We start from the raw sequence: 22,705 nt of genomic DNA, 5'->3' as shown, positions 1-22,705 counted from the left end.
CGTTCAGTACTGGTAGTCGTGAAACTCCCATTCGTACCAATACGGGTACGGACGGTAGTAGTCCCACGGGTACTCGTAGTCCTGCGGACGGGATCGTTCCACCTCAGGGTTCGAATCCGGCGAATCGTCACCGGGGCCCGTCGAAATGACCGGCGGAGGACACGGCGCGTACTGACCGTTCTCGATGTACATCTGGCAGGGCTTGTCTTCCGCTCCTGCATATCCGGCGCCCATGACGAGGACGCCGGCGAAGGCAGCAAGAGTGACGGTCGACCCCATCAAAGCTCGGTTCATGGGTCTGATCTCTCATCGAAGCTCAGCACCCCCCTCCGCGCGGAAATGTCTCCCGACCTGCGTGCCTCCCCCGTTCACGCGCCCCGTCCTTCCCGAGTGCCGTCATATACGTTGCTCCCCCGGGCCGCGAGATCGGGCAACGTTCGCGAACCTGAAACCAGGCTGTGACCCACGACACATTCCGCGTAAGGTGGGGCCATGTCCTCTTCACACACCAAAACCCAGCGAAAGTGTCCGACCTGCGGGGCGCCGCTGTATCTACGCAGGGACATCACCGAATCCGAGACCGGCGTCAGCCGGGTCGACGTCATGCTCGTCTGTCGCGACGAGGCATGTACCGAGCCGGTCCGCCACCTGCGCACCGAGCACACGCAACCCGCCTGACCCTCCGACGCCGCTCTGGGACAAGCGATCGGGTTGACACCATCGCGACAGGGACGATGATGTAGGTCGTCGAGATGATCGGTTCAACCTGCCGCCGATTTGTGACGACCGTCACACGCAGCACGGTCGATGCGCTCACCACGGGTTATTGCCAGCCCGCACCCACTGTTTGCGATCGCGGCACCCGTGCGGCGTCGGCATTCTTTGGCCGCCCGACAACGGTTGTGTAACGATGGATTCGCGCTTTCAGATGTTATGCGCGAGACATTCATCGAACCGAAGGTACGACTAGTGCAGACCAATACAGTGCCGATCACGCGGTCTCGTCGACGCTCGACTCGACGCCTCACCGGGATCGCCGTCGGCGTCCTCGCCATGGCTCTCGCCCTCCCCGGCGTCGCGAACGCTGCACCAGTCACCGTGATCCCGGGTCTGCCCCCGGTGGAGATCCCGGCGATCCCCGGTCTGCCCACTCCGCCGGCACCGAGCGCCCCGAAGGCTCCGGAACCGCCGTCGAGCAGCACCACTCCGGAGAAGCCGGCCGACCCGGCGATCCCGAACGTGAAGACCCCGACCGGCTACATCGCACTCGCCGACGACAAGACCCACACCATCACCTGGTGGAAGAACGGCGAGGTCGTGAAGAAGATGCCGATCTCGATGGGTTCGGACAAACACCCCACCCCGAACGGCGTCTACCACACCAAGGAGAAGTACCGCGACATGTACATGGACTCGTCCACGTACGGCGTGCCGGTCGACTCCGCCGAGGGCTACCGCACCTACGTCGAGTACGCGACCCGCATGTCCTGGGACGGCATCTTCATCCATGCCGCACCGTGGTCGGTCGCACAGCAGGGCAACAGCAATGTGAGCCACGGCTGCATCAACGTCACGACCGAGTACGGCAAGTGGGTTTACGACAACGTCCCGCGCGGGACCCCGATCGTGGTGCGCAACACCGTCGGCGGCCAGTACCAGGGCGACTGACCCTCTCCCCCGCATCCGACTCCGACGAGGGCCGGTCACCGACACGGTGACCGGCCCTCGTCGTCGTATGGATTCCTCATGCGGCCCGGACGGGGCCCGGGGAAACAGCGGGGACCTCATCGGCGAAGGTCGCCTGCACCTGGAGCCAACCCGCGATCACCTGGCATCCGGTCGAGGCGGGATCGGTGACGGATCCGCGACGGTACGGCTCGTACTGGTACGAGGTGTGGCGTCCGCCCGGCGAGTTCGTCAGCACGATCCCGAGAATGCGCATCATCGACGGCAGATAGCAGCGGATCTCCCACCAAGCCGAGGCCAGTCGGTGAACGTCGCGCCGCCACTGCGACGGGCGCACCGCGGTGCGGCGCGCGTTCTGGAAAGCATTGCGACGCAGCACCTCCCACGCATTGCATCCCCACCGGCCCAGTGCGGCGAAGGTCATCGCCCGCGTCAGGTCGGCGAAGTCACGGACGAGTGAGTCGGCACGCGCGTTGCAGATCACGTCGTCGGGAGCGCCCACCCACATCACCGGGAGTCCTGGCGGCAGTTCCGCACCGGGACCCGCGACACCCCATCCGTCGCAGCCGGGTACCGCACCGGGCGGCTGGTGCGGGTCCGCGACGAGTCCGACGCCGAGAAGACGCGTGACGACGGGATCACCCCGCGTCCACAACCCGGCGAGCGCAGCCCGGATCACCACGGCGCCCTGCGAATAGCCCAGCAGGGCAACCGGTCCCGCGGTCCGCTCGAGCAGCCCGGACAGTCGTCGGGCGCCGATCGCCACGCTGTCGGCGAAGCTCATGCCGCCGGGGTGGGGTGCCGGACCGTAGCTCGCCGGGTAGGCGACCCAGCGGGAGTCGAATCGTTCGTCGAGTTCATCGGTCACCGCCGAGAGGAGACCGGTGACCTCGGTACGGACATCGCCGGGGTACGACTCACCGGTTCCGCCCACCACGAACACCGTGATACCCGCCGGCGCGGCGTCATCGACGACGTGATCGCGGGTCTGATCGTCGCTGTACACCCCATCCATCGTGGCGGCCGCACATGTGAGCGGACGTCAGACGACGCTGTGGGTTCGCTGAGATCCGCGAGCGCGTCCCCCGACGGGGAGGATCAGAGCATGCCGCCGGGTGGCGGCTTGGCGACGTAGTCGGCCGTCTCGATGATCGCGATGAAGAATCCGCTCCCCTCGATCACGTTCGCGCTGTGGACCAGTCCGGCCGGGATGTAGATGCTCGCCGGCGCCTCCACCACATACGACTCGTCGCCCAAGGTGATCTCGTACACCAGATGATCGAGGGACAGGAGGATGTTGATCTCGGGACAGTCGTGCACGTGCGGTTCGCAGTAATCCCGGTTCCCGGCCGACACGGCCCGCATCTCGTGGGCGACGACGCGCTTCTCGGCTTCGGGGAACAGATCGCCCCCGGCGAGCACGCGTCGGGTGACCGGCGCTTCGGACGCGCCGTGAAACGGCACGTCCTTCAGTGGCGAGATCTCACCGCGTGAGATCAGACCCGCGTGGACACGGGAGTCCTCGGCTATCGACACACTTCCCCCAGTCTCGGCATGGGGCGCCCTGCCCCGATCCTCCCGAGATATTACTGAGGTTTGCCTAGCCTTTCTACTCGGCGTCGCGTCACGTCTGGCAGACGGGGCACCAATAGATCTTGCGCGCATCGAGTTCGGCGAGCAGGACCGGTGTACCGCAGATGCGACACGGCTCCCCCGCCCGGCGATAGACATAGGTCCGGGGACGGTTCGCCGCATACGACGGCGCTCCGTGGTCGTCCTCAGGACGGACCACATGGATACGTCCCCGACGCACGCCAACCTTCATCAACGCCACGAGGTCGTGCCACATCTCGTCGAATTCGCTTCGGAGAAGCCGATTTCCGGGACGCATGGGATCGATCCCGGCGCGGAAGAGCACTTCGGCGCGATACACGTTCCCGATGCCCGCGATGACTTTCTGGTCCATCAGCAGCGCACCGATCGGGCGCGACGACCGGGAGATGGCCGCCCACGCCCGTTCCGGGTCGGCGTCACGGCGGAGAGGATCCGGACCCAGCCTCGCGATCAGAGCGTCGAGGTCGGTGGGGTGGTAGAGCTCACACGCCGTCGGACCGCGCAGATCGGTACCGGTCTCCTCGCTCTCGATGCGCAGCCGAACCTGTCCGACCGGTTCGGGCAACGGTGCGGTCAGCTCGGTGAAGGCACCGTAGAGGCCGAGGTGGATGTGCACCATCCGCTCGGTCCGACCGTCGCGATAGCGGTGCAGCAGGTGTTTGCCCCACGCCTCCGCAGCGTGGAAGGTCATCCCGTCCACGGCGGCCGCGCCGTCGGCGAATCGCCCCTGAGGGCTGCTCACCCGGACCCGGCGACCTCCGAAGAGTCGCTGCTGCCGGCGGGCGAGCCGGTGCAGGGTGTGGCCCTCGGGCACCGGTCAGGCCGGCGGCCGCGGGACCTCGGGAGCCACGCCGGTGCGCTCGTACTCGGCGAGGATGTCGATGCGGCGCTGGTGACGGGGCTCCTCCGACCACGAAGTGGCCAGGAAGGCGTCGACGATGGCGAGGGCTTCCTCGGTCGAGTGCATGCGCCCTCCGATGCCGATCAGCTGGGCGTTGTTGTGCTGGCGGGCGAGCTGCGCGGTCTCCACGCTCCAGGCCAATGCGCAGCGGGCGCCGGGCACCTTGTTGGCCGCGATCTGCTCGCCGTTGCCGCTTCCGCCGAGCACGATGCCCAGGCTGCCGGGATCGGCCACGGTCCGAGCCGCGGCGTCGATGCAGAAGGCCGGATAGTCGTCGAGGGCGTCGTAGACGTGGGCGCCGCAGTCCACCACCTCGTGGCCGTTCGCCTTCAGATGGTCGGCGATCTGGTTCTTGAGTTCGAATCCGGCATGGTCGGCACCGAGATAGACACGCATGGCGCCACTATAGATTGAGGGCGTGGACACGCCTGCGCCCATCCCCCGAGCGTCGATGAACCCGATCCCGAACGTGCCCGGGGTCGTCGATCCCCTCCCGGAAACAGCCCCCGATCCGTCACGACACTGGCTGCGAGCGGCCCGCTTCGCCGTGCGTCCGCAACTGCATCCCTGGGAGATCCCCGTCCTGATCCTCGTCATCCTGACCACGACGGTGCTCTACGCGGCGATCATCATCCTCGTCGCACTCGGCATGGTGAACCAGATCCTGTTGGGCGCGTTGGCCTTTCCGTTGGTGCTGTTCGTGATCCGCGGTCTCACCTATGCGACGCCGCGGGTGAACGGTGTGCAGATGACGCCCACCCAGTTCCCGGAGGGCTATCGGATGGTGGTCGAGGCCGCCGCCCGCTTCGGTCTGGAGTACGTGCCGGACGCCTACGTCGTACTCGGCAACGGGCAGATCAATGCCTTCGCGTCCGGCCACGGGTTCCGGCGATTCGTCGTGGTCTACTCCGACCTGTTCGAGGTCGGCGGTGCCGCCCGCAGCCCGGAGGCGCTGGAGTTCATCATCGGCCACGAGATCGGGCACATCGCGGCCGGTCACACGTCGTACTGGCGTCAGTTGGCGACGGTCCTCGGGACGAGCATCCCGCTGCTCGGCGGTGCCCTCTCGCGAGCACAGGAGTACAGCGCCGACAACTACGGCTACTACGCGAAACCGGTGGGCGCACCGGGGGCGATCGGTGTCCTGGCCGCCGGAAAGTACATGCTGTCCGCGGTCGATTTCGACCAGTTCGCCGACCGCGCCACCCACGAACGCGGATTCTTCGTGCATCTGGTCAACGCGGTCTCGACTCATCCGGTCCTCACCTGGCGCGCCGCGGCTCTTCGTGACCGCACCCGGGCCGGAGCGATGCTGCTCCGGCCGCGCCGGATCGTCCGCGGCGTCGGCAGCGGGAACGTCGTGGCCGTGCCGCCGCCACCGCACCCGGCCTCGGTGCCGCCCGGTTCGCTCCCGAACGGTCTCGAACTCCCGCCCCGGTTCTGAAGCGCCGAGGGGTCACGACGCCCGCAGCAGGACCTCCTCGAGGTCGGAGGTGAACACCGCGCTCAGCGCGAAATCCCGGGCGAAGACCAGTGCCTCGTCGACGCCGGCCATCGCGGTCTCGTCGACGTGAGAGACCAGTTCACACAACGCCATCGCAGGGCGGACACCGGCCGTGGCCGCGAACCGGAGGGCCGCTGCTTCCGGGCCCGGTACATCGGATCGGACCAGCAGCGGGACGACATGACCCGGCCGCGTCAGATCCGACGCCGTGGTCGTGGGGTCGGCGAGCGTGCGGACCGTGTGCGCCCGATCCGCCGCGGAGATGCCGGTCCCGATGCCCGTCGCGGCGTCGACCGCGACCGTCTGGAACGCTCCACCCGGCTGCTCGGCGAGCGGCCACATCGGCGGAAGCTGCAGTCGGACGCAATCCTCGAACGCCATCGCCACCTGCACCAGACCGGAACCGTGCCGGATGACGAATGCCAGCGATTCGGTGGTCGCCACCTCGCCGGCGAGGAGCAGATACGACCGTCCGCTGGGCGGGTCGGCGAGGACGACCACACGTCCGGCGCCGATCTCGGCGAGGGCCTGTGTAGGAAGCCCACTCGCGAGGACCCCAGGAGTGGTCCCGGAACGAGGTCACCTTGTCCAGCACCCAGGTGCGGCCGCCGACGCGGATACTCCCCGACAGGTGGCCGAACTGCTCGTAGTGGTCACTGGCGATCGTGGAACTGCCCGGGGTGCAGTCGCCGTCGCCGCGGATCGTGAACATCGGGGTCGACGCCTCATAGGACAGCGAGATCTCGCATTCCTCGGCCGGTGCGTTCTTCAGGGCGATCCGGCCGTTCTCGGCCATCAGCGACGGATGAACCACCCGCGCAACAGAATTGCGCTAGGTGATCTCGGCCTTGCGGGTGGGCTCGGTGATGACGATGTCGAGCCCCTGCCCACCGCGGAAATCGTCGTTGTCCTCCCGCTTGATCCGTCCCGCACGGAACGCGATCGCCCCGCCCGGCAGGGTCAGCTGGACCGACGTCTCGCTGTAGCCCAGTCCGGGGCGATTGCCGATGCGGACCAGTCCGCCGAGTTGCGAGATGGGATCGACGAAATTGAAGTACACACTCTCGTTGAAGTTGTGGACCCCGGCGTACTCGTGTGTGCCCTCGGCGTCGGCGCCGTACTTGCAGACGGTGAAGTCGGTCGTCATGATGATGCTCCTCGATGAGCGTCGTTGAGATCCAGGATCGACTGGTAGGCCTCGGCATCCAGCGCGGGGAAGGTCGCATCGCGATGCTCGATGAACGACATGATCCCCTCGCCGGCATCCACGGATTCGACACGTGCGGCGTACGCACGGGACTCGTCGGCCGCGGCCGCCGCCGGATGGTCGTGACGCCAGCTGTTGGCGATGAGGTGCTTGGCCAGAGCCACCGACGTCGGCGAGGTGTCCCGCACGAACTGCTGGGCGTATTCGTGGGCCGCGGCCAGCACCTGATCCGCGGGCACCACCTTGGTGAGGAATCCGGCCGCGAGGGCCTCGTCGGCTCCGAACACCCGACCGGACAGGATCCAGTCGGTGGCGCGTCCGATCCCGACCAGACGGGGCAGGAACCACGACGATCCGCCTTCGGGGACCACCCCGCGACGATTGAAGACGAACCCGAAACGCGCCTTCTCACTGGCGATCCGGATGTCCATCGCCGCGGCGATGGTCGCGCCGCCGCCGATCGCGTGCCCGTTGAACGCGGCGATGACCGGCTGCGCATGGTGAAGAGGAACTCGCTGATCCGGCCCGCGGGTTCGCGGTAACCCGTCGGGGTGTGCCCGTCGACATCCTCGGCGAGCGCCTTGGTCAGCGTGTCGGGACCGTCGAGTGCGGCCCCCACGGAGAAGGCCCTGCCCGCGCCGGTGACGATGACTGCCCGCACGTCCGGATCCTCTTCGGCGACTGCGAGCGCACGCAGCAGGTCCACCAGCATCGGCACCCGGAAGGCATTCATCCGGTCCGGCGCGTCGAGAGTGATGACCGCGACACCGTCGGCCGCCTCGTAGGAGATCTCGATGTACTCCTGCCCCGCGTGCCGGGTGTGCACGCTCGTGGTCACAGCCCGCCGCCGCAGACGATCGTCTCGCCGGTGATGTAGCTCGACTCGGGGCTGCAGAGCAGGTAGACGGCGCCGGCCGCTTCCTCGACGGTGCCGGCCCGGCCGAGCGCGATCTGCTTGGTCGCCGCCTCCATGACCGCCGGGTTGACGCCGACCTTGATGTCGCGGTCCTCGACCTTGATGGTCTTGGCCGGGGTGGTGACCGACGTCAGCCGGGTGTTGATGACGCCGTAGGCCACGGCGTTGACGGTGACGTTGTAGCGACCCCACTCCTTGGCGATCGTCTTGGTCAGGCCGATCATGCCGGCCTTGGCCGACGAGTAGTTGGCCTGGCCGGGGTTGCCCTGCAGGCCCGAGGTCGACGAGATGTTGACGACCTTGCGGCACGGGACGGCACCCTGCTCGCGCTCGCGCTTGACCGCCGCACTGATGACCGGCTGGGCCGCGCGGAGGATGCGGAACGGTGCGGTGAGGTGGACGTCGATGATGTCCTCCCACTGCTGGTCGGTCATCTTCTGGATGACGTTGTCCCACGTGTACCCGGCGTTGTTGACGATGATGTCGATACCGCCGAAGTTGTCGGTCGCAGTGGTGACGAACCGCTGGGCGAAATCCGCGTCGGTCACGCTGCCGATGCAGGACACCGCCTGTCCGCCGAGCGCCTCGATCTCGGCGATGACCTCTTTGGCGGGCTCTGGATCGAGATCGTTGACGACGACCTTCGCGCCTTCCGAGGCCAGCTTCAGCGCGACGGCCCGGCCGATCCCGCGTCCGGATCCCGACACCAGTGCCACCTTGTTCTGCAGTTTCGGCTGGTTCACGTGTTTCTCCTCGTGATTGATCGATCCCGTTCGGCGAACGGCCGGGCGTTGATCGATGGATGGTGGATGCGCCGGCGATGGTCGTCGCCGGCGGGGCTCGCGTGTGCGACACCGCCCTACATGACTTGCTGCGACGTGAGTCACAATCGTGGTGAATACTAACTACAAGCAAATCTGGAGTCAGTCCCCAGTTTTAGTCGCGATATCCGCTCGTTTGTTAGTCGTCGTTATAGTAGGCTCCACATCACACTCTTCTGAGTCTCACACAGGAAGGACGAACGCCCATGGCAAACGTCTGCATCAGCGGTGTCGGGATGGTCCCGTTCACCAAGCCCGGCAAGAGCGGCACGTACAACGAGATGGGTGCTGCGGCAACCAGATCGGCCTTGGCCGACGCCGGCCTGGACTACTCCGACGTGCAGCAGGCCTACGTCGGCTACGTGTACGGCGACTCGACGTCGGGCCAGAACGCCCTCTACGAGGTCGGCATGACCGGCATCCCGGTCGTGAACGTCAACAACAACTGTTCGACGGGTTCCTCGGCGCTCTGGCTCGCACGGCAGGCAGTCGCCTCCGGTCAGGCCGACTGCGTGCTGGCCCTCGGTTTCGAACAGATGCAGCCCGGCGCCCTCGTCAACGGTTACGGCGACCGGCCCAGTCCCACCGAACGCGGGGAGAACATCGCCGCCTCCCGCCCGAACGGTGACCAGCCTGCTCCGATGGCCGCAAAGATGTTCGGTGGGGCGGGCGTGGAGTACATGTCCCGTTACGGCGTCACCAACGAGATCTTCGGCCGGGTGTCGGTGAAGGCCCGCACGCACGCCGGCCGCAACCCGCACGCGGTGTTCCGTGACCCCATCGATCTCGACACGGTGATGAACTCCAAGCAGATCTGGGGCCCGCTCACCCTCCTCATGTGCTGCCCGCCGACCAACGGCGCCGCCGCCGCGATCGTGTGCAGCGAAGAGTTCGCACGTGCGCGCGGCATCGACTCCACCATTCGTATCCGCGCCCAGTCGCTGGTCACCGATCTGCCCGGCACCTACGACACCACCGACATGATGCGTGTCGCCGGCTACGACATGACGGCCAAGGCCGCCGCGGAGGTCTACGAGCAGTCCGGCGTCGAGCCCACCGACATCCCCGTGGTCGAACTGCACGACTGCTTCAGCACCAACGAGGTCATCACCTACGAGGGGCTGGGCCTCACCCCCGAGGGCACGGCCGAGAAGTTCATCCTCGACGGCGACAACACCTACGGCGGACGTGTGGTGACCAACCCCTCCGGCGGTCTGCTGTCCAAGGGACATCCGCTCGGCGCCACCGGTCTGGCACAGTGCGCCGAACTGGTCTGGCAGCTGCGCGGCCAGGCCGGCGACCGCCAGGTCACCGACGCCCGAATCGCGTTGCAGCACAATCTCGGACTCGGCGGCGCCTGCGTGGTCACCATGTACGAGAAGGTGTCGTGATGGGACTCGACCACGCCATCCTCGATCTGACCCCTCCCGTTGCCACCGTCGACGTGGAGCGCGGACGTATCCGGCAGTTCGCACACGCGATCGGCGAGACGAACCCGATCTACTCCGACCGCGAGGCGGCGATCGCCGCCGGCCATCCGGACGTCCTCGCACCGCCGACCTTCCTCTTCGGCCTCGAACTCGAGAATTCCGACGTCTTCGGCGATCTCGCCGCGCACGGCGTCGACCTGGGCAACGTTCTCCACGGCGAGCAGCGTTTCCGGTACTTCGCGCCGGTGCATGCCGGCGACCGGGTGCGCTTCGAGACCGCCTACGTCGATGCCTACTCCAAGGCCGGTGGCGCACTGGACTTCCTGGTGCGTCGCACGACGGTGTCGCGCGGCGACGACGTCGTCGCGGAGCTCGAAAGCGTCAGCGTCATCAAGAATCCCGGGAGTCCCTCATGAACGCACCGACAAGTGTTCCCTCGTCGATCAGCGAGCTGCGGCCGGGTGCCATCACCCGGACCACTCTCGCGCTGTTCGCGGGCGCCTCTGGGGACCACAACCCGATCCACATCGACATCGACTCCGCGAAGGCATCGGGGATGGACGATGTGTTCGCACACGGGATGCTCTCGATGGCCTACCTCGGCCGGCTCCTCACCGACTGGATCCCGCAGTCCCGGATTCTGGAGCTGACCACCAGGTTCACCGCGATCACCCCGGTCCACGCCGAGCCGGTCCTGCGCGCCGAGATCCGGGACACCGAGGTCGTCGACGGCCAGGAACGTGCCCGGCTCGACCTCGAGGTCGAACTCGCCGATGGGACGACGACGCTCAAGGGCACCGCGGTCGTCGCACTGTGAGGGCCGATTGTTAGACCTCGTTGTGCCCGGCCCGTACCTCCGGATGCGAGACTTGACACATGGCGAGCCCGCATGACGGAACAGACAGAGCAACCGTGACCTCACGGCCGAACAGAGGAGGGACGATCCCCGTTCCCACCACCACGCGTGGTCAGCAGCGGTCCGAACAGATCGTCCGGGCCGCGGCGTTCCTCTTCCAGGAGACCGGATACCAGAACGTGAGCATCGACCAGATCGGTGCCGCGGTCGGGTTGACCGGGCCTGCGGTGTACCGCCATTTCAAGGGCAAGTACGGAATCCTCGTACGCGCACTGCGCGATCAGGTCGACCTGGTGGAGCAGTTGACGTTGCACGCCGACACCACCGGGGAGACCCCCGCACAGCAACTCGAGCTGTTCCTGGACGGACTCGCCGACATCACCGCCAACGGCGACGAGTCGACGCTGTGGCGCCGCGAGCAACGCCATCTGGAGGTCGCCGAGCAACACGAGATGGTCGACTACTTCCGCGGATTCCGCGACTACATCGCCGGCAAGATCGTCGCCGCGGATCCCACCGTCACCCCCGATCGCGCCGAGCTACTCGGTTTCGCGGTCCTGACGGTGTTCTCCAATACGTCGACGATCCGCGGAAATCTCCAGCCGGACAGACTGATCCAATTGCAGAAGGCGGTCTTCCACGCGATCATCTCCTGCCCGTTGCCCGAGCCCGCTCCGGACGCGCAGCCGGAGCGGAAACCGGTCCCCTGGCGACCGGCCGGGCGGCGGGAGAGGATCATCGAGGTCTCGACGCAGTTGTTCGACGAGCGCGGCTTCTACGATGTCCGCATCGACGACATCGCCCGGGCCGCGGAGATGTCGGTGGCCACCCTGTACCAGCACGTGTCGGGCAAGGCACAGGTCCTTCGCGCCATCCTCGAGCGCGGAGCCGAAGGCCTGCTGTACGTCTCGGCCGATGCACTGGCGATGGCGGGGAATGCACACGAGGCACTCGACGCACTCATCCGCGTGTACGTCCGGCAGGCACTCGGCATCCACGGACGGATCATGCACATCCTGACACGCGACCTGCTCTACCTCTCCGAGGACGAGCAGGTCTCTCTCCGCGAGACGCAGCGCGAGTACGTCGCCGAATGGGTGGATGCCATCCGGACGCTCTCGGGAAATCTCTCGGGACCGGAGGCCAGAGCCCTGGCCCACGCCGTCATCGGCGTCCTGACCGATGTCACCCAGGCACCGGATCTCCGTGCACGACCGGGAATCGGCGACGAGCTCGTCGCCCTCGCGCATGCCATCGCACTACCGACCGAACTCATCGATTCATGAGCAGGACACAGACATAGAAGGGTACTGACAGATGTCACTCGACGAAGGACGCCACCGGAGCGACGGACGCCACGCGGTTGTCATCGGCGGAGCGTCGGGAATCGGCGCCGCGATCGCCCGCGCGTTCGCCTCGATCGGCGTCAGCGTCACCGTCGCCGACCGCAATTCCGCTCTGGCGCAAGAGGTCGCCTCCGATCTCGGACCTCTTCATGATGCCGCCGCGGTGAACGTCACCGACGAGGCCTCGGTCGCCGCGCTCCTCGAGACCGCGCGCGAATCCCACGGACGTCTCGACATAGTGGTGAACAGCGCCGGCATCACCGCGGCGGGCGCCGTCACCGACCTCGACGCCGAGCGCTTCCGTCGTGTCGTCGACGTCTGCCTGAACGGCGCCTTCCTCGTCATCAAGCACGCCGGGCGGGTCCTCGACGAGGGCGGGTCGATCATCTCGCTGTCGTCGCTGAACGCGCGGCAGCCAGCCACCGGGATGGCCGCGTACGGCTCCGCGAAGGCCGGCCTCGGGATGCTCACCGAGATCGCCGCGCTCGAGCTCGCCGAGCGCGGAATCCGTGTCAACGCAATCGCTCCGGGACTCGTCCACACACCGCTGACCAACCCCTCCATGTCCGTCCCCGGACTCGAAGAGGATTACCTCGACAACACGCCCCTCGGCCGCCCCGGCACGCCGGAGGACATCGCCGAGGCCGCGGTTTATGTGGCCGGCGCATCGTGGCTCACCGGCGTCACCCTCGATCTCAACGGTGGCGCACATCTGAAGTGTTATCCCGACCTCCTCGGTCACCTCACCCGCGCCGCCGTCTGACGGCGGCCGCATCCGGACCCGTTCCGCCCCACCCTGATCCGAGAGAACCGGCACGGCCAACCCCTGCTGCACTCGCACCTCGTCGAAGGGTCGGGTTGCTTCGCCCGTCCCCACTCGCGGCGTCCTCCACGACGGCCGGCAGGCCGGCCACGGCACCGAGGTGGGTGTGACGGGCATTTCGTCGTACCTGGTCGACTCGCCCGCGCTCCCGGCTCCGGCCGCACGGCCGCGGCACCCATCCCCGCACACTTTCACAATTGTTACTAACTTCAGCGCCTCTCCAAACGTCTCCGGCGGTCCACGGGGCCGGGTCGTGACAGCCCGAATCGCCCCGTCCGCAACGTGCACAAACTTCCGTTAACCAAGTTCAGACGCATTTTTCTGCTTCCGTACCGACCGTGCGACACACCGGCGCCGCAAATCTCAGCAATCAAGATGGCCCAAACTCATTGACGATCCACGTCGAGCATGCGACGATATGACCGTTAACACAACGTGTGACCCATCGCACAGCAGATCACGAGGGTGAGCTACTCCCCCGTGAGTCGACTGCAGTCAGTTCCAGGTCCTCTCACGGACCTCCGTCGATACGACGACGTCCCCATCCCGATTCAGGAGAACTCATGACGACTCAGCCCGAGACCGTGTACGCCCCCGACGAATCCGGCGAACTCCCCTCGTACCCGTTCGGCCGCAAGAAGTGTCCGTTCAGCCTCGCCGAGGAGTACCAGGACTTCTCCGATGATCGCCTCCGCAAGGTCGACTTCAACGGCACCCCTGCCACTCTCGTCACCGGCTACAACAACGTCCGCTCGGTTCTGGGCGACCCCCGCATGAGCGTGCGCGGCATCGACGACGCCTCGCGCGGCGATGCCGGCGAAGCGGCAGTGCCGGGCTTCTTCGTCGCCATGGACCCGCCGGAGCACGACGATCTCCGCCGGGTCCTGGCCCGCGAGTTCACCCCCCGCCGCATGAAGGCCATGCGCGAGAACGTCGAGCGGATCGCCAACGAGCTCATCGACGAGATGCTCACCTCGACCGAACCGGTCGATCTGGTGGAATCCCTTGCTCTTCCGCTGCCGTCACTGGTCATCTGTGAGCTGCTCGGCGTCCCCTACGACAAGCACGACTTCTTCCAGGAGCAGACCCGCGCGGTCCTCGCCAGCGGCAGCACCCCCGAGGACATCGCCGCCGCGATCGGTGCCGTCATGGGCTACCTCGGTGAGCTCGTCACCATCAAGATGACCGAGCCCGGTGACGACCTGTTGAGCCTGCTCACCAAGCACATCGAGTCCGGCGCCGTCTCCGTGCCCGACGTCGTCGGCATGGCGAGCCTGCTGCTCATGGCCGGCCACGAGACCACCGCGAACATGATCGGCCTGGGCACCTTCGCGCTGCTCGAACACCCTGACCAGCTGGCTGCACTGCGCGAGGACCCGTCCCTGATGCCGCAGGCCATCGAGGAACTGCTGCGTCACCTCGACATCATCAGCAACCTCCCGCGGATGGCGACCGAGGACATCGAGATCGAAGGACAGACCGTTCCCGCCGGTTCGCTGGTGATGGTCTCCACCGAGGCCGGCAACCGCGACCCCGCGGTCTTCGAGGACCCGGACCGTTTCGACATCCACCGCGACGCCAGCCGGCACCTGACCTTCGGTCACGGAATCCACACCTGCCTCGGCGCGCCGCTGGCCCGCCTCGAGCTCGACGTCGTCTTCACGACGCTCCTCGAGCGCATCCCGACGCTGCGCCTGGCGGTTCCCGCCGATCAGGTCCAGATCAAGGGCGACGCGCGGATCCGAGGTGCCCACTCGGTGCCGGTCACCTGGGATCGAGCCTGATCACCGCGCCACCGGTCGCGCTGATCACCTGAGAAGACAACGGATTTCGACGAAAGGCATGATGTGACACGGGCGGATGGAACCCGCACGGGCGGAACCCGTCTCGGTGAGGACCTCGCCGACGACCTCGACGTCGTCGTGGCACAGTCCATCACCGTCGCCAAGGACATCAAGGCACTGACCCTGCAGTCCGCCGACGGGGCTCCGCTGCCCGCGTGGCAGCCGGGCGCCCATGTCGACGTCATCCTTCCGTCGGGAGCCGTGCGTCAGTACTCGCTGTGCGGCGACCCCGAAGACAACCACTCGTGGCGCATCGCGGTGCTCCGGGAGGCCATCGGCCGCGGCCGCGGCGGCTCGGAGTACATCCACACCGACGTCCACACCGGCAACGAACTACGGGTCGGGTTGCCGCGCAACAATTTCGAGCTCGTCGATGCGCCGGCGTTCGTCTTCGTCGCGGGCGGGATCGGGATCACACCGATCCTGCCGATGATCGCCGATGCACAGCGGCGCGGGGTCCCCTGGCGACTGGTCTACGGCGGCCGGAGCGCCGAGACCATGGCGTTCCGCGACGAGCTCGAGGTGTACGGCCCGAAGGTCGCGATCTACACCGACGACGGCGACGGACCGATCGATCTCGAGCGTGAGCTCACCGGCCTCGCGGACGGCACCGCCGTCTACTGCTGCGGGCCCGCGGGATTGCTGGAGGCGATCGAGCGTCTTCACAAGGACGGTGTCGTCGCGTCGCTGCACACCGAACGGTTCGCCGGCGGCAACGCATCGTCGGCAGACGACCACGAGTTCGAGGTGGTACTCGCCAGGCAGGGCAAGAGCTTCACCATCAAACCCGGCGAGAGCATCCTCGGCACCCTGGAGTCCAACGGGATCGACGCCCTGTCCTCCTGCCACCAGGGCATGTGCGGACGGTGCGAGGTCGATGTCCTCGACGGCATCCCCGATCACCGTGACTCGATCCTCACCCTCGAGGAGCGGGCCACCAACGAGTTCATGCTCATCTGCGTATCACGCTGTGTCGGAGACCGTCTGGTCATCGACCTGTGACGCCGGACCACTGAAAACCGGACCTCCGGACCCGGACACCGGGCCGGACCGCCACCACAGAGAACAACCATCCGAAGGAGAATCACCATGGGACGTGTGCAGGGGAAGGTCGCGATCGTCACCGGCGCGACGTATGTCGACGCGGGCGGTCTGAACATCGGAGGTGCCACCGCCACCGAGCTCGCCGCCGAGGGTGCGAAGGTCGTCGTCGCCGACATCAACGTCGCGGGCGCCGAGGCACTCGCGAAGATCCTCAACGACAAGTTCGGCGAGAACACCGTTCTCCCTTACGGACTCGACCTCCGCAACGAGTCCGAGATCGAGGCCCTGATCGCCCAGACCGTCTCGACCTTCGGGACGATCGACGTCGTCGTCAACAACGCGGGCATCTTTCCCGGTGACGACGTCGACGTGGCGAACATGACCATCGAGGCGTGGGACAACGTCATGGCCGTCAACGTTCGGGCCGCGATGCTGATGACCAAGCACGCCCTGCCGCACCTGCGCAAGAACGGCGGCTCGGTCATCAACACCTCGTCCACGCACGCCATGGCCGGCGACAGCAGCCTCACCGGTTACGGCGCGAGCAAGGCCGCACTGATCGCGCTGACCAAGTTCACCGCCACCCAGTACGGCAAGGAGGGCGTGCGCTGCAACGCGATCCTGCCGGGAACCACGACAACTCCTCCGGCACAACAGCTCCCGCAGGTGATCAAGGACATCTACATCAGCCACACCCCCAACCCGGACCTCAACGGCCCCACCGAGCTGGCCAAGGCGTACCTGTTCCTGGCGTCGGACGACTCGCGCGGGATCAACGGCGAGGCGATCCGCGTCGACGGCGGCCTGCTCGCCCACCAGCCGTTCGTCGCCGACATGGTGCGTTTCGGTCAGATGACCGCCGGCGCCAACGAGTGACCCCCACCTCGACCCCCCACTTCCGAAAGGCATTGTCATGACCCAGACCCTGAGCCGGGAAACCACCACCGGCGAGACTTCCGAGGCGAACGCGGCCGACTACCTCGCACGGGTTCGCGAGATCACCCCGCTGATCCGCGCCGAGGCCGAGACGATGGAGCGCGAGCGCAAGCTCACCCCCGCGGTCGCCCAGGCCTTCGAGGACAAGCAGCTCCACATGGCGCTCGTGCCCACCGATCTCGGCGGAGGCGGCCTGAGCCCGAGCCAGGGCATGCATCTCTACGAGGAGATGGCCAAGGCCGACGCCTCGACCGCATGGGCGTACATGGCGTCGTCCTGGGCCACCGCAGAGGTGCTCGGCTACCTCGAGCCGACCGTCATCGAGAAGCTGCTGGCGCAGCCGGGCGGTTTCATCATGGCCGGTCAGCTCCTGCCGCGGCATCCCGGTGTCCAGGTCGACGGCGGGTACATCATCAACGGCGACTTCTCCTTCGCCAGCGGTTCCGATCACGCCAACTGGATGGGTGCCGGCTTCTTCGTCGCCGACGCCGACGGCAACCCGATCCTCGGCGAGAACGGCCAGCCGCAGGCACGCGTCGCGATGATGCCCAAGGACCAGGTCGACCTGAAGTACAACTGGGACGTCTGGGGCCTCGCCGGAACCGGTAGCCACGACTACTCCATCTCGGAGAACTTCGTTCCGGCCGAGTACACGATCCCGACCTTCGGGGGCACCCCGACCCGCTCGGACATCATGTACAAGCTGTCCAACGAGTTCGTCGGCGGCTCGGTCACGCCGGAAGACCTCGCGCGGGGCAGCCAAATGCTCGCGTGGATTCACGAGGTCACCGACCAGGTCGTGGCCTTCGCGCACCGCTGGGGCGGCAGCCGCAGCATCGGACGCACCAGCGAGCTCGGTCGCTACGTCCGTGACATGCACGTGGCCACCCAGCACCTGCTGGTCGATCCCAAGATGATGGTCGACGCGGCCGCAGTGCTCCTGCCGATCTACGCCGAGGCCGCCAAGGCCTGAGGACCGGCGCCAGAAGAAACTCTGGGGTGGCGGGACCGGGTGCTCATACCCTCCCGCCACCCCGGTTCCAGTTTTGCGCCAACCGGGCCCAATCGGTTGTCAGTCGGTTGGGCTGTCGTGTGTCAGTCGAACTCGGGACCCTCGGTGCGGCTGCGCTTGATTTCGTAGAAGTGCGGGTAGGAGGCGAGTGCGAGCGCACCGTCCCACACCTTGCCGGCGTCCTCTCCACGTGGGATGCGGGAGAGCACCGGGCCGAAGAAGGCGACGCCGTTCACGTGGATCGTCGGTGTGCCGACGTCGTCGCCGACCTTGTCCATGCCCTCGTGGTGGCTCTTGCGGATGGCGTCGTCGAACTCCTCGGAGTCGGCGGCCTGCGCCAGCGAGGCGTCGAGTCCGAGCTCGGCGAGCGCGCCTGCGATGACCTCGTCGAAGTCCTTGATCCCCTGGTTGTGGATTCGTGTGCCCATCGCGGTGTAGAGCGGGGCGAGGATCTCGTCGCCCTTGTGTGCCGCGGCGGCCGCGATGACGCGGACCGGGCGCCACGCACCCTTGAGCGCCTCGCGATACTCCTCGGGGATGTCCTTGCCCTCGTTGAGAACCGCAAGGCTCATGATGTGGAAGTTCACGTCGATCGGCCGGACCTTCTCGGCCTCGAGAATCCACCGGGAAGTGATCCAGCACCACGGACAGAGCGGGTCGAACCAGAAATCGACACGATCGGTGGTGGACTGGGCCTGCTCTGACATCGTCTGCTCTGACATCCTCGGCGTCCTCTCAGAAGTTGTGGTCGATCTGGACCGTACCGGCGGCACCGCCAACCCGGCTCAACATCCATACGGGCCCGGCTGTTCCCCGTTTGTGATGTGTGCGGCGAAAATTCGCGACGAATCCGGTTACGGTTTTCTCGGGGGACGATTTTGCCATCGTTCTCGGAGAGGAAACGTCCATGTCGCCGCCGCCGCTCGATCCGGACTCCGGTCCCGGGCCGGCGAGCGGGCATTCCAGTCCCCGGGGTCCGCGGGCGGAACAGATCATCCGGGCTGCGACGGTCCTCTTCCAGGACGCTGGGTACCGCAATGTCAGCATCGAACAGATCGGTGCCGCCGTCGGTCTGACCGGACCCGCGGTGTACCGCCACTTCCCCGGCAAACACGACATCCTCGTGCAGGCGCTGCTCACCCAGGTCGACCTGATGGATGAACTCGTGCGCGAGGCCGACGAGTATGCCGGCGCACCCGAGCCCCAACTGTGGCGCTTTCTCGATCGCCTCGGCGATCTGACTGCCAACCACGACGTGTCCATCCTCTGGCGCCGGGAGCAACGCCACCTCCACCCCACCCAGCTCGAGCAGATGCGGAGCTACTTCACGAGGTTCAGCGACTACATCGCCGACAAGGTCGCCGCCGCGCGGCCGGATCTGTCGTTCGACGACGGACGGCTACTCGGTTTCGCCGTCCTGAGCCTGTACTCCAACACCTCCGTCATCCGCGGGACGATGGCCCCTGTACATGTGATGCAGATCCAGCGCGCCGTCGCGCGTTCGATCGTCGACTGCTCACTGCCCGAGACGAAACCGGACGCCACTCCGGCGGTTCCGATCACGCGGCGTCCGGCCGGCCGGCACGAACGCATCCTCGACGCGGCGACGGATCTGTTCGCCGAGCGTGGTTTCCACGACGTCCGGATCGACGACATCGCGCGGGCGGCCGACATCTCCGTCGCCACCTTCTACCAGCAGGTCCCGGGCAAGACCGAGATCCTGCGGGCCGTCCTGGTCCGGGGAGTCGAGGGCATGCTCTACCTGACGACCCACGCCCTCACCGGCGTCGATCCCGGGGACGCCCTCGACGTGCTGATCTCGATCCACGTCGAGCAGGCACTCGGTGTCCACGGGCGGACCATCCCCGTCTTGACCCGCGACATCGTCTACCTCCCCGAGGCGGACCAGGATGCGTTGCGTTCGGCCCAGCGCGCGTACATCGCCGAATGGGTCGCCGCGATCCGTGCCCGGACGCCGGAACTGTCCGAGGCCGACGCCGCAGCCCTCACCCGGGCGTTCATCGGAGTGGCCGGCGACATCGTCCAGGCCCCGGATCTACGCGCGCGGCCCGGGATCACCGACGACCTCGCCACGCTGTCGAAGACGATCCTGCAGCCTGTCGGTCTGCTGTCGAACGGCTGAGCACCGTCGGTCTCGATAAGCTGGCCGATGTGACTGCTCCGAACCTCACCAGAGACCAGGCCCGCGAACGCGCCGCGATCGTCGACGTGTCGAATTACCGGATCGAACTCGACCTCACCGACGGGATGGGTGCGCCCGGCACCGAGACGTTCCGTTCCACCTCCACGGTCACGTTCACCGCGACCGAGGGCGCCGAGACCTTCATCGACCTCGTCGCATCCACGCTGCACTCGGCGACCCTCAACGGCGTCGAGCTCGACGTCTCCGACTTCGACGAATCCGTCGGCATCGTGCTGCCCGGCCTGGCCGCGGAGAACACCCTCACCGTGGTCGCCGACTGCGCCTACTCCAACACCGGTGAGGGACTGCACCGCTTCGTCGATCAGTCCGACGACTCGGTGTACCTGTACTCCCAGTTCGAAACCGCCGACGCCAAGCGCATGTTCGCCTGTTTCGACCAGCCCGACCTGAAGGCGACCTACACGCTCACGGTCACGGCCCCGGAGGACTGGAAGGTCATCTCCAACGCCGCACATGTGGAGACCGTCGCCGCCGAACCGGGAATCCATCGCTTCCGCGAGACCGCACCGATGAGCACCTACCTCGTCGCGCTGATCGCCGGACCGTACGCCGAGTGGACCGACGTCTACTCCGACGACCACGGCGACATCCCGCTGGGCATCTACTGCCGTGCCTCGCTCGCCGAGCACATGGACGCCGACCGGTTGTTCACCGAGACCAAGCAGGGATTCGCCTTCTACCACAAGAACTTCGGCATCCCCTACGCCTTCGGGAAGTACGACCAGCTCTTCGTACCCGAGTTCAACGCGGGCGCGATGGAGAATGCCGGCGCGGTGACCTTCCTGGAGGACTACGTCTTCCGGTCACGCGTCACCAAGTACCTCTACGAACGTCGCGCCGAGACCGTACTGCACGAGATGGCGCACATGTGGTTCGGCGACCTGGTCACCATGCAGTGGTGGGATGACCTGTGGCTCAACGAATCCTTCGCCACCTTCGCCTCGGTGCTCTGCCAGTCGGAGGCCACCGAGTACACCAACGCCTGGACGACGTTCGCGAACGTCGAGAAGTCGTGGGCCTACCGGCAGGATCAGCTGCCCTCGACCCACCCGGTCGCCGCCGACATCCCCGACATCGCCGCCGTCGAGGTCAACTTCGACGGCATCACCTACGCCAAGGGCGCCTCGGTGCTCAAGCAGCTCGTCGCCTACGTCGGCGTGGAGGACTTCCTCGCCGGCCTGCGCGACTACTTCGCCGCCCACAAGTTCGGCAACGCAACCTTCTCGGATCTGCTGGGCGCACTGGAGCGCTCGTCCGGTCGCGACCTGTCGGACTGGGGCGACCAGTGGCTGCGCACCACGGGCATCAACGTCATGCGTCCCGACTTCGAGGTCGACGGGTCCGGGGCGTTTACCCGGTTCACCATCGTCCAGGACGGCGCCGCCCCGGGCGCGGGCGAGACCCGCGTGCACCGGTTGCGCGTGGGCGTCTACGCCGACAACGGTTCGGGTGCGATCGAACAGACCCACAGCGTCGAACTCGACGTCGACGGCGAGCGCACCGACGTGCCCGGCCTGATCGGCGTGAACCGCGGAGATCTGGTGCTGCTCAACGACGGTGACCTCACCTACGCCTCGATCCGGCTCGATCCCGAGTCGCTGGCCACCGCGACCGCCCGCATCGGCGACATCACCGACTCGATGCCGCGCACCCTGGTGTGGTCGGCGGCCTGGGAGATGACCCGACAGGCCGAGATGCGTGCCCGCGACTTCGTCGAACTCGTGCAGCGCGGTATCGCTTCCGAGACCGAGATCGGCGTGGTGCAGCGTGTTCTGATGCAGGCGACCACCGCCATCGAGTCCTACGCCGATCCCGACTGGGCGGCCACGACCGGCCGGCCCGCGTTCAGCGCCCGCCTGCTGGAACTGGCCCGGGGTGCCGATGCCGGATCCGACCATCAGCTCGCCTTCGTCAACACCTGGCTGGCCGGCAAGCTCAACGACGACCAGACCGACGTGGCAGGTGCCCTCCTAGCCGGGGCGGACCCGGCCGAACACGGTCTCGACGGGCTGGCCGTGGACACCGACCTCCGCTGGAAACTGGTGCGCGCGTTGGCGACCGCTGGCGCGATCGACCCCGAAGCCGGTTCGGCGCCGATCATCGACGCCGAGGCTCAGCGCGACAACACCGCCACCGGCACCAGGCAGGCCGCTGCGGCACGCGCGGCGCGCCCTCTTCCCGAGGCCAAGGCCGACGCATGGTTGCAGGCGATCGACGACGACTCGCTGTCGAACATCTACACCCGCACCATGATCGAGGGTTTCGCGCGTCCGGGCCAGGGAGAGCTGCTCGAGCCGTATGTCGAGAAGTACTTCGAGGCGGTCCCGCAGGTGTGGGCCCGACGCTCGAGCGAGGTCGCCCAGACCGTCGTCATCGGCCTGTACCCGAGCTGGGCGATGAGCCAGCGGGCCCTCGATCTCGCGGAGGAGTTCCTGGCCGGTGATCATCCGCCCGCCCTCAAGCGGCTGATCTCCGAAGGCCGTGACGGCGTGGCGCGTTCGCTGCGGGCACGCGAGTTCGACGCGCAGGGCTGAGGAACAA

General features: G+C 67.0%; 23 protein-coding genes and 2 pseudogenes. 14 read left to right on the top strand and 11 right to left on the bottom strand.

Translation table 11 applies throughout. The annotated features are described in order from the left end of the window. Positions 1 to 3: 3 nt before the first annotated feature. Entirely contained in the window at positions 4 to 294 is a 291-nt protein-coding gene (locus GOAMI_RS13980; protein WP_081598249.1) for a hypothetical protein, read from the bottom strand. Positions 295 to 492: 198 nt separating this feature from the next. Between GOAMI_RS13980 and GOAMI_RS13975 the strand changes: the two genes are divergently transcribed. Together GOAMI_RS13975 and GOAMI_RS13970 are read left to right on the top strand one after the other, a co-directional pair. Then, on the top strand, positions 493 to 678 hold the full coding sequence (locus tag GOAMI_RS13975; protein ID WP_006437192.1) for a hypothetical protein: 186 nt from the start codon (positions 493 to 495) through the stop codon (positions 676 to 678). A 255-nt stretch (positions 679 to 933) separates the two neighbouring features. Further along, positions 934 to 1,668: a L,D-transpeptidase gene (locus tag GOAMI_RS13970; protein WP_006437191.1), complete on the top strand. Its 735-nt coding sequence runs from the start codon at positions 934 to 936 to the stop codon at positions 1,666 to 1,668. Positions 1,669 to 1,744: 76 nt separating this feature from the next. Here the strand turns inward: GOAMI_RS13970 and GOAMI_RS13965 are convergent, their stop codons facing one another. The 4 genes from GOAMI_RS13965 to GOAMI_RS13950 all read right to left on the bottom strand — a co-directional run bounded on the left by GOAMI_RS13965 (position 1,745) and on the right by GOAMI_RS13950 (position 4,597). After that, positions 1,745 to 2,701, bottom strand: a complete 957-nt coding sequence (locus tag GOAMI_RS13965) for a PE-PPE domain-containing protein (protein WP_006437190.1) — start codon at positions 2,699 to 2,701, stop codon at positions 1,745 to 1,747. A gap of 83 nt (positions 2,702 to 2,784) precedes the next feature. After that, positions 2,785 to 3,222 (bottom strand): cupin domain-containing protein, encoded by a 438-nt coding sequence (locus tag GOAMI_RS13960; protein WP_006437189.1) that lies wholly within the window; start codon positions 3,220 to 3,222, stop codon positions 2,785 to 2,787. A gap of 88 nt (positions 3,223 to 3,310) precedes the next feature. Beyond that, complete coding sequence (locus tag GOAMI_RS13955) at positions 3,311 to 4,114, bottom strand: Fpg/Nei family DNA glycosylase (protein WP_006437188.1); 804 nt, start codon at positions 4,112 to 4,114, stop codon at positions 3,311 to 3,313. Between the two features lie 3 nt (positions 4,115 to 4,117). Next, positions 4,118 to 4,597: a ribose-5-phosphate isomerase gene (locus tag GOAMI_RS13950; protein WP_006437187.1), complete on the bottom strand. Its 480-nt coding sequence runs from the start codon at positions 4,595 to 4,597 to the stop codon at positions 4,118 to 4,120. A 22-nt stretch (positions 4,598 to 4,619) separates the two neighbouring features. Between GOAMI_RS13950 and GOAMI_RS13945 the strand changes: the two genes are divergently transcribed. Beyond that, positions 4,620 to 5,645 carry a M48 family metallopeptidase gene (locus GOAMI_RS13945; RefSeq protein ID WP_040004839.1) on the top strand — a complete coding sequence of 342 codons (1,026 nt, stop codon included), beginning with the start codon at positions 4,620 to 4,622 and terminating at the stop codon, positions 5,643 to 5,645. Positions 5,646 to 5,657: 12 nt separating this feature from the next. Here the strand turns inward: GOAMI_RS13945 and GOAMI_RS22960 are convergent, their stop codons facing one another. The 5 genes and pseudogenes from GOAMI_RS22960 to GOAMI_RS13925 all read right to left on the bottom strand — a co-directional run bounded on the left by GOAMI_RS22960 (position 5,658) and on the right by GOAMI_RS13925 (position 8,571). After that, entirely contained in the window at positions 5,658 to 6,206 is a 549-nt protein-coding gene (locus GOAMI_RS22960; RefSeq protein WP_006437185.1) for a 3,4-dihydroxy-2-butanone-4-phosphate synthase, read from the bottom strand. A 46-nt stretch (positions 6,207 to 6,252) separates the two neighbouring features. After that, positions 6,253 to 6,852 (bottom strand): annotated as a pseudogene (locus GOAMI_RS23960) (DUF7064 domain-containing protein); the annotation flags it as partial. After that, positions 6,849 to 7,355 carry an enoyl-CoA hydratase-related protein gene (locus GOAMI_RS23500; protein ID WP_255219195.1) on the bottom strand — a complete coding sequence of 169 codons (507 nt, stop codon included), beginning with the start codon at positions 7,353 to 7,355 and terminating at the stop codon, positions 6,849 to 6,851. The pseudogene GOAMI_RS23960 and the gene GOAMI_RS23500, both read right to left, overlap by 4 nt. 218 nt (positions 7,356 to 7,573) lie before the next feature. Continuing rightward, positions 7,574 to 7,645: pseudogene (locus GOAMI_RS23495) on the bottom strand (hypothetical protein); the annotation flags it as partial. Positions 7,646 to 7,746: 101 nt separating this feature from the next. Further along, positions 7,747 to 8,571 carry an SDR family NAD(P)-dependent oxidoreductase gene (locus GOAMI_RS13925; protein ID WP_006437181.1) on the bottom strand — a complete coding sequence of 275 codons (825 nt, stop codon included), beginning with the start codon at positions 8,569 to 8,571 and terminating at the stop codon, positions 7,747 to 7,749. 284 nt (positions 8,572 to 8,855) lie between these two features. Between GOAMI_RS13925 and GOAMI_RS13920 the strand changes: the two genes are divergently transcribed. From GOAMI_RS13920 to GOAMI_RS13880, 9 genes are all read left to right on the top strand, one after another. Then, positions 8,856 to 10,040: a lipid-transfer protein gene (locus tag GOAMI_RS13920; RefSeq protein ID WP_006437180.1), complete on the top strand. Its 1,185-nt coding sequence runs from the start codon at positions 8,856 to 8,858 to the stop codon at positions 10,038 to 10,040. After that, complete coding sequence (locus GOAMI_RS13915; RefSeq protein WP_006437179.1) at positions 10,040 to 10,495, top strand: MaoC family dehydratase N-terminal domain-containing protein; 456 nt, start codon at positions 10,040 to 10,042, stop codon at positions 10,493 to 10,495. The genes GOAMI_RS13920 and GOAMI_RS13915 overlap by 1 nt, the downstream gene beginning before the upstream one ends. After that, a complete protein-coding gene (locus tag GOAMI_RS13910) occupies positions 10,492 to 10,896 on the top strand; it encodes a MaoC/PaaZ C-terminal domain-containing protein (RefSeq protein WP_006437178.1) in 405 nt (134 codons plus the stop codon). The genes GOAMI_RS13915 and GOAMI_RS13910 overlap by 4 nt, the downstream gene beginning before the upstream one ends. Positions 10,897 to 10,991: 95 nt before the next feature. Beyond that, on the top strand, positions 10,992 to 12,221 hold the full coding sequence (locus GOAMI_RS13905) for a TetR/AcrR family transcriptional regulator (protein ID WP_006437177.1): 1,230 nt from the start codon (positions 10,992 to 10,994) through the stop codon (positions 12,219 to 12,221). Between the two features lie 31 nt (positions 12,222 to 12,252). Then, positions 12,253 to 13,044 carry an SDR family NAD(P)-dependent oxidoreductase gene (locus tag GOAMI_RS13900; RefSeq protein ID WP_006437176.1) on the top strand — a complete coding sequence of 264 codons (792 nt, stop codon included), beginning with the start codon at positions 12,253 to 12,255 and terminating at the stop codon, positions 13,042 to 13,044. Positions 13,045 to 13,667: 623 nt separating this feature from the next. Beyond that, positions 13,668 to 14,888, top strand: coding sequence for a cytochrome P450 (locus tag GOAMI_RS13895; protein ID WP_006437175.1), 1,221 nt, complete (start codon positions 13,668 to 13,670; stop codon positions 14,886 to 14,888). A gap of 63 nt (positions 14,889 to 14,951) precedes the next feature. Continuing rightward, positions 14,952 to 15,950 (top strand): PDR/VanB family oxidoreductase, encoded by a 999-nt coding sequence (locus GOAMI_RS13890; RefSeq protein WP_006437174.1) that lies wholly within the window; start codon positions 14,952 to 14,954, stop codon positions 15,948 to 15,950. 87 nt (positions 15,951 to 16,037) lie between these two features. Next, the gene (locus GOAMI_RS13885) at positions 16,038 to 16,868 is read left to right on the top strand and encodes an SDR family NAD(P)-dependent oxidoreductase (RefSeq protein ID WP_006437173.1); all 831 of its coding nucleotides are present in this window, start codon (positions 16,038 to 16,040) and stop codon (positions 16,866 to 16,868) included. A 37-nt stretch (positions 16,869 to 16,905) separates the two neighbouring features. Next, entirely contained in the window at positions 16,906 to 17,901 is a 996-nt protein-coding gene (locus tag GOAMI_RS13880) for an acyl-CoA dehydrogenase family protein (protein WP_006437172.1), read from the top strand. Between the two features lie 122 nt (positions 17,902 to 18,023). Here GOAMI_RS13880 and GOAMI_RS13875 read toward each other — a convergent pair whose 3' ends face one another. Further along, complete coding sequence (locus GOAMI_RS13875) at positions 18,024 to 18,647, bottom strand: DsbA family oxidoreductase (RefSeq protein WP_040004844.1); 624 nt, start codon at positions 18,645 to 18,647, stop codon at positions 18,024 to 18,026. A gap of 200 nt (positions 18,648 to 18,847) precedes the next feature. Here GOAMI_RS13875 and GOAMI_RS13870 point away from each other — a divergent pair, with 200 nt between their 5' ends. Continuing rightward, a complete protein-coding gene (locus GOAMI_RS13870) occupies positions 18,848 to 20,083 on the top strand; it encodes a TetR/AcrR family transcriptional regulator (protein WP_006437170.1) in 1,236 nt (411 codons plus the stop codon). Between the two features lie 29 nt (positions 20,084 to 20,112). Then, positions 20,113 to 22,698, top strand: a complete 2,586-nt coding sequence (gene pepN / locus GOAMI_RS13865; protein ID WP_006437169.1) for an aminopeptidase N — start codon at positions 20,113 to 20,115, stop codon at positions 22,696 to 22,698. The last annotated feature ends 7 nt before the right edge of the window (positions 22,699 to 22,705 follow it).

Origin of the sequence: Gordonia amicalis NBRC 100051 = JCM 11271, from assembly GCF_000332995.1 — a bacterium.
GTDB lineage: Bacteria > Actinomycetota > Actinomycetes > Mycobacteriales > Mycobacteriaceae > Gordonia > Gordonia amicalis.
Note: the sequence above shows the minus strand (reverse complement) of the source record. Positions and strands in the feature narration are given on the sequence as shown.

What these genes read in the sequence shown, in the direction of transcription:
- GOAMI_RS13900 (WP_006437176.1), top strand. Translation starts at nt 12,253, where the DNA reads ATGTCACTCGACGAAGGACGCCACCGGAGCGACGGACGCCACGCGGTT.
- GOAMI_RS13895 (WP_006437175.1), top strand. Translation starts at nt 13,668, where the DNA reads ATGACGACTCAGCCCGAGACCGTGTACGCCCCCGACGAATCCGGCGAA.
- GOAMI_RS13915 (WP_006437179.1), top strand. Translation starts at nt 10,040, where the DNA reads ATGGGACTCGACCACGCCATCCTCGATCTGACCCCTCCCGTTGCCACC.
- GOAMI_RS13965 (WP_006437190.1), bottom strand. Translation starts at nt 2,701, where the DNA reads ATGGATGGGGTGTACAGCGACGATCAGACCCGCGATCACGTCGTCGAT.
- GOAMI_RS13885 (WP_006437173.1), top strand. Translation starts at nt 16,038, where the DNA reads ATGGGACGTGTGCAGGGGAAGGTCGCGATCGTCACCGGCGCGACGTAT.
- GOAMI_RS13950 (WP_006437187.1), bottom strand. Translation starts at nt 4,597, where the DNA reads ATGCGTGTCTATCTCGGTGCCGACCATGCCGGATTCGAACTCAAGAAC.
- GOAMI_RS13910 (WP_006437178.1), top strand. Translation starts at nt 10,492, where the DNA reads ATGAACGCACCGACAAGTGTTCCCTCGTCGATCAGCGAGCTGCGGCCG.
- GOAMI_RS13975 (WP_006437192.1), top strand. Translation starts at nt 493, where the DNA reads ATGTCCTCTTCACACACCAAAACCCAGCGAAAGTGTCCGACCTGCGGG.
- GOAMI_RS13880 (WP_006437172.1), top strand. Translation starts at nt 16,906, where the DNA reads ATGACCCAGACCCTGAGCCGGGAAACCACCACCGGCGAGACTTCCGAG.
- GOAMI_RS13970 (WP_006437191.1), top strand. Translation starts at nt 934, where the DNA reads ATGCGCGAGACATTCATCGAACCGAAGGTACGACTAGTGCAGACCAAT.
- GOAMI_RS13980 (WP_081598249.1), bottom strand. Translation starts at nt 294, where the DNA reads ATGAACCGAGCTTTGATGGGGTCGACCGTCACTCTTGCTGCCTTCGCC.
- GOAMI_RS13920 (WP_006437180.1), top strand. Translation starts at nt 8,856, where the DNA reads ATGGCAAACGTCTGCATCAGCGGTGTCGGGATGGTCCCGTTCACCAAG.
- GOAMI_RS13870 (WP_006437170.1), top strand. Translation starts at nt 18,848, where the DNA reads ATGTCGCCGCCGCCGCTCGATCCGGACTCCGGTCCCGGGCCGGCGAGC.
- GOAMI_RS13875 (WP_040004844.1), bottom strand. Translation starts at nt 18,647, where the DNA reads ATGTCAGAGCAGGCCCAGTCCACCACCGATCGTGTCGATTTCTGGTTC.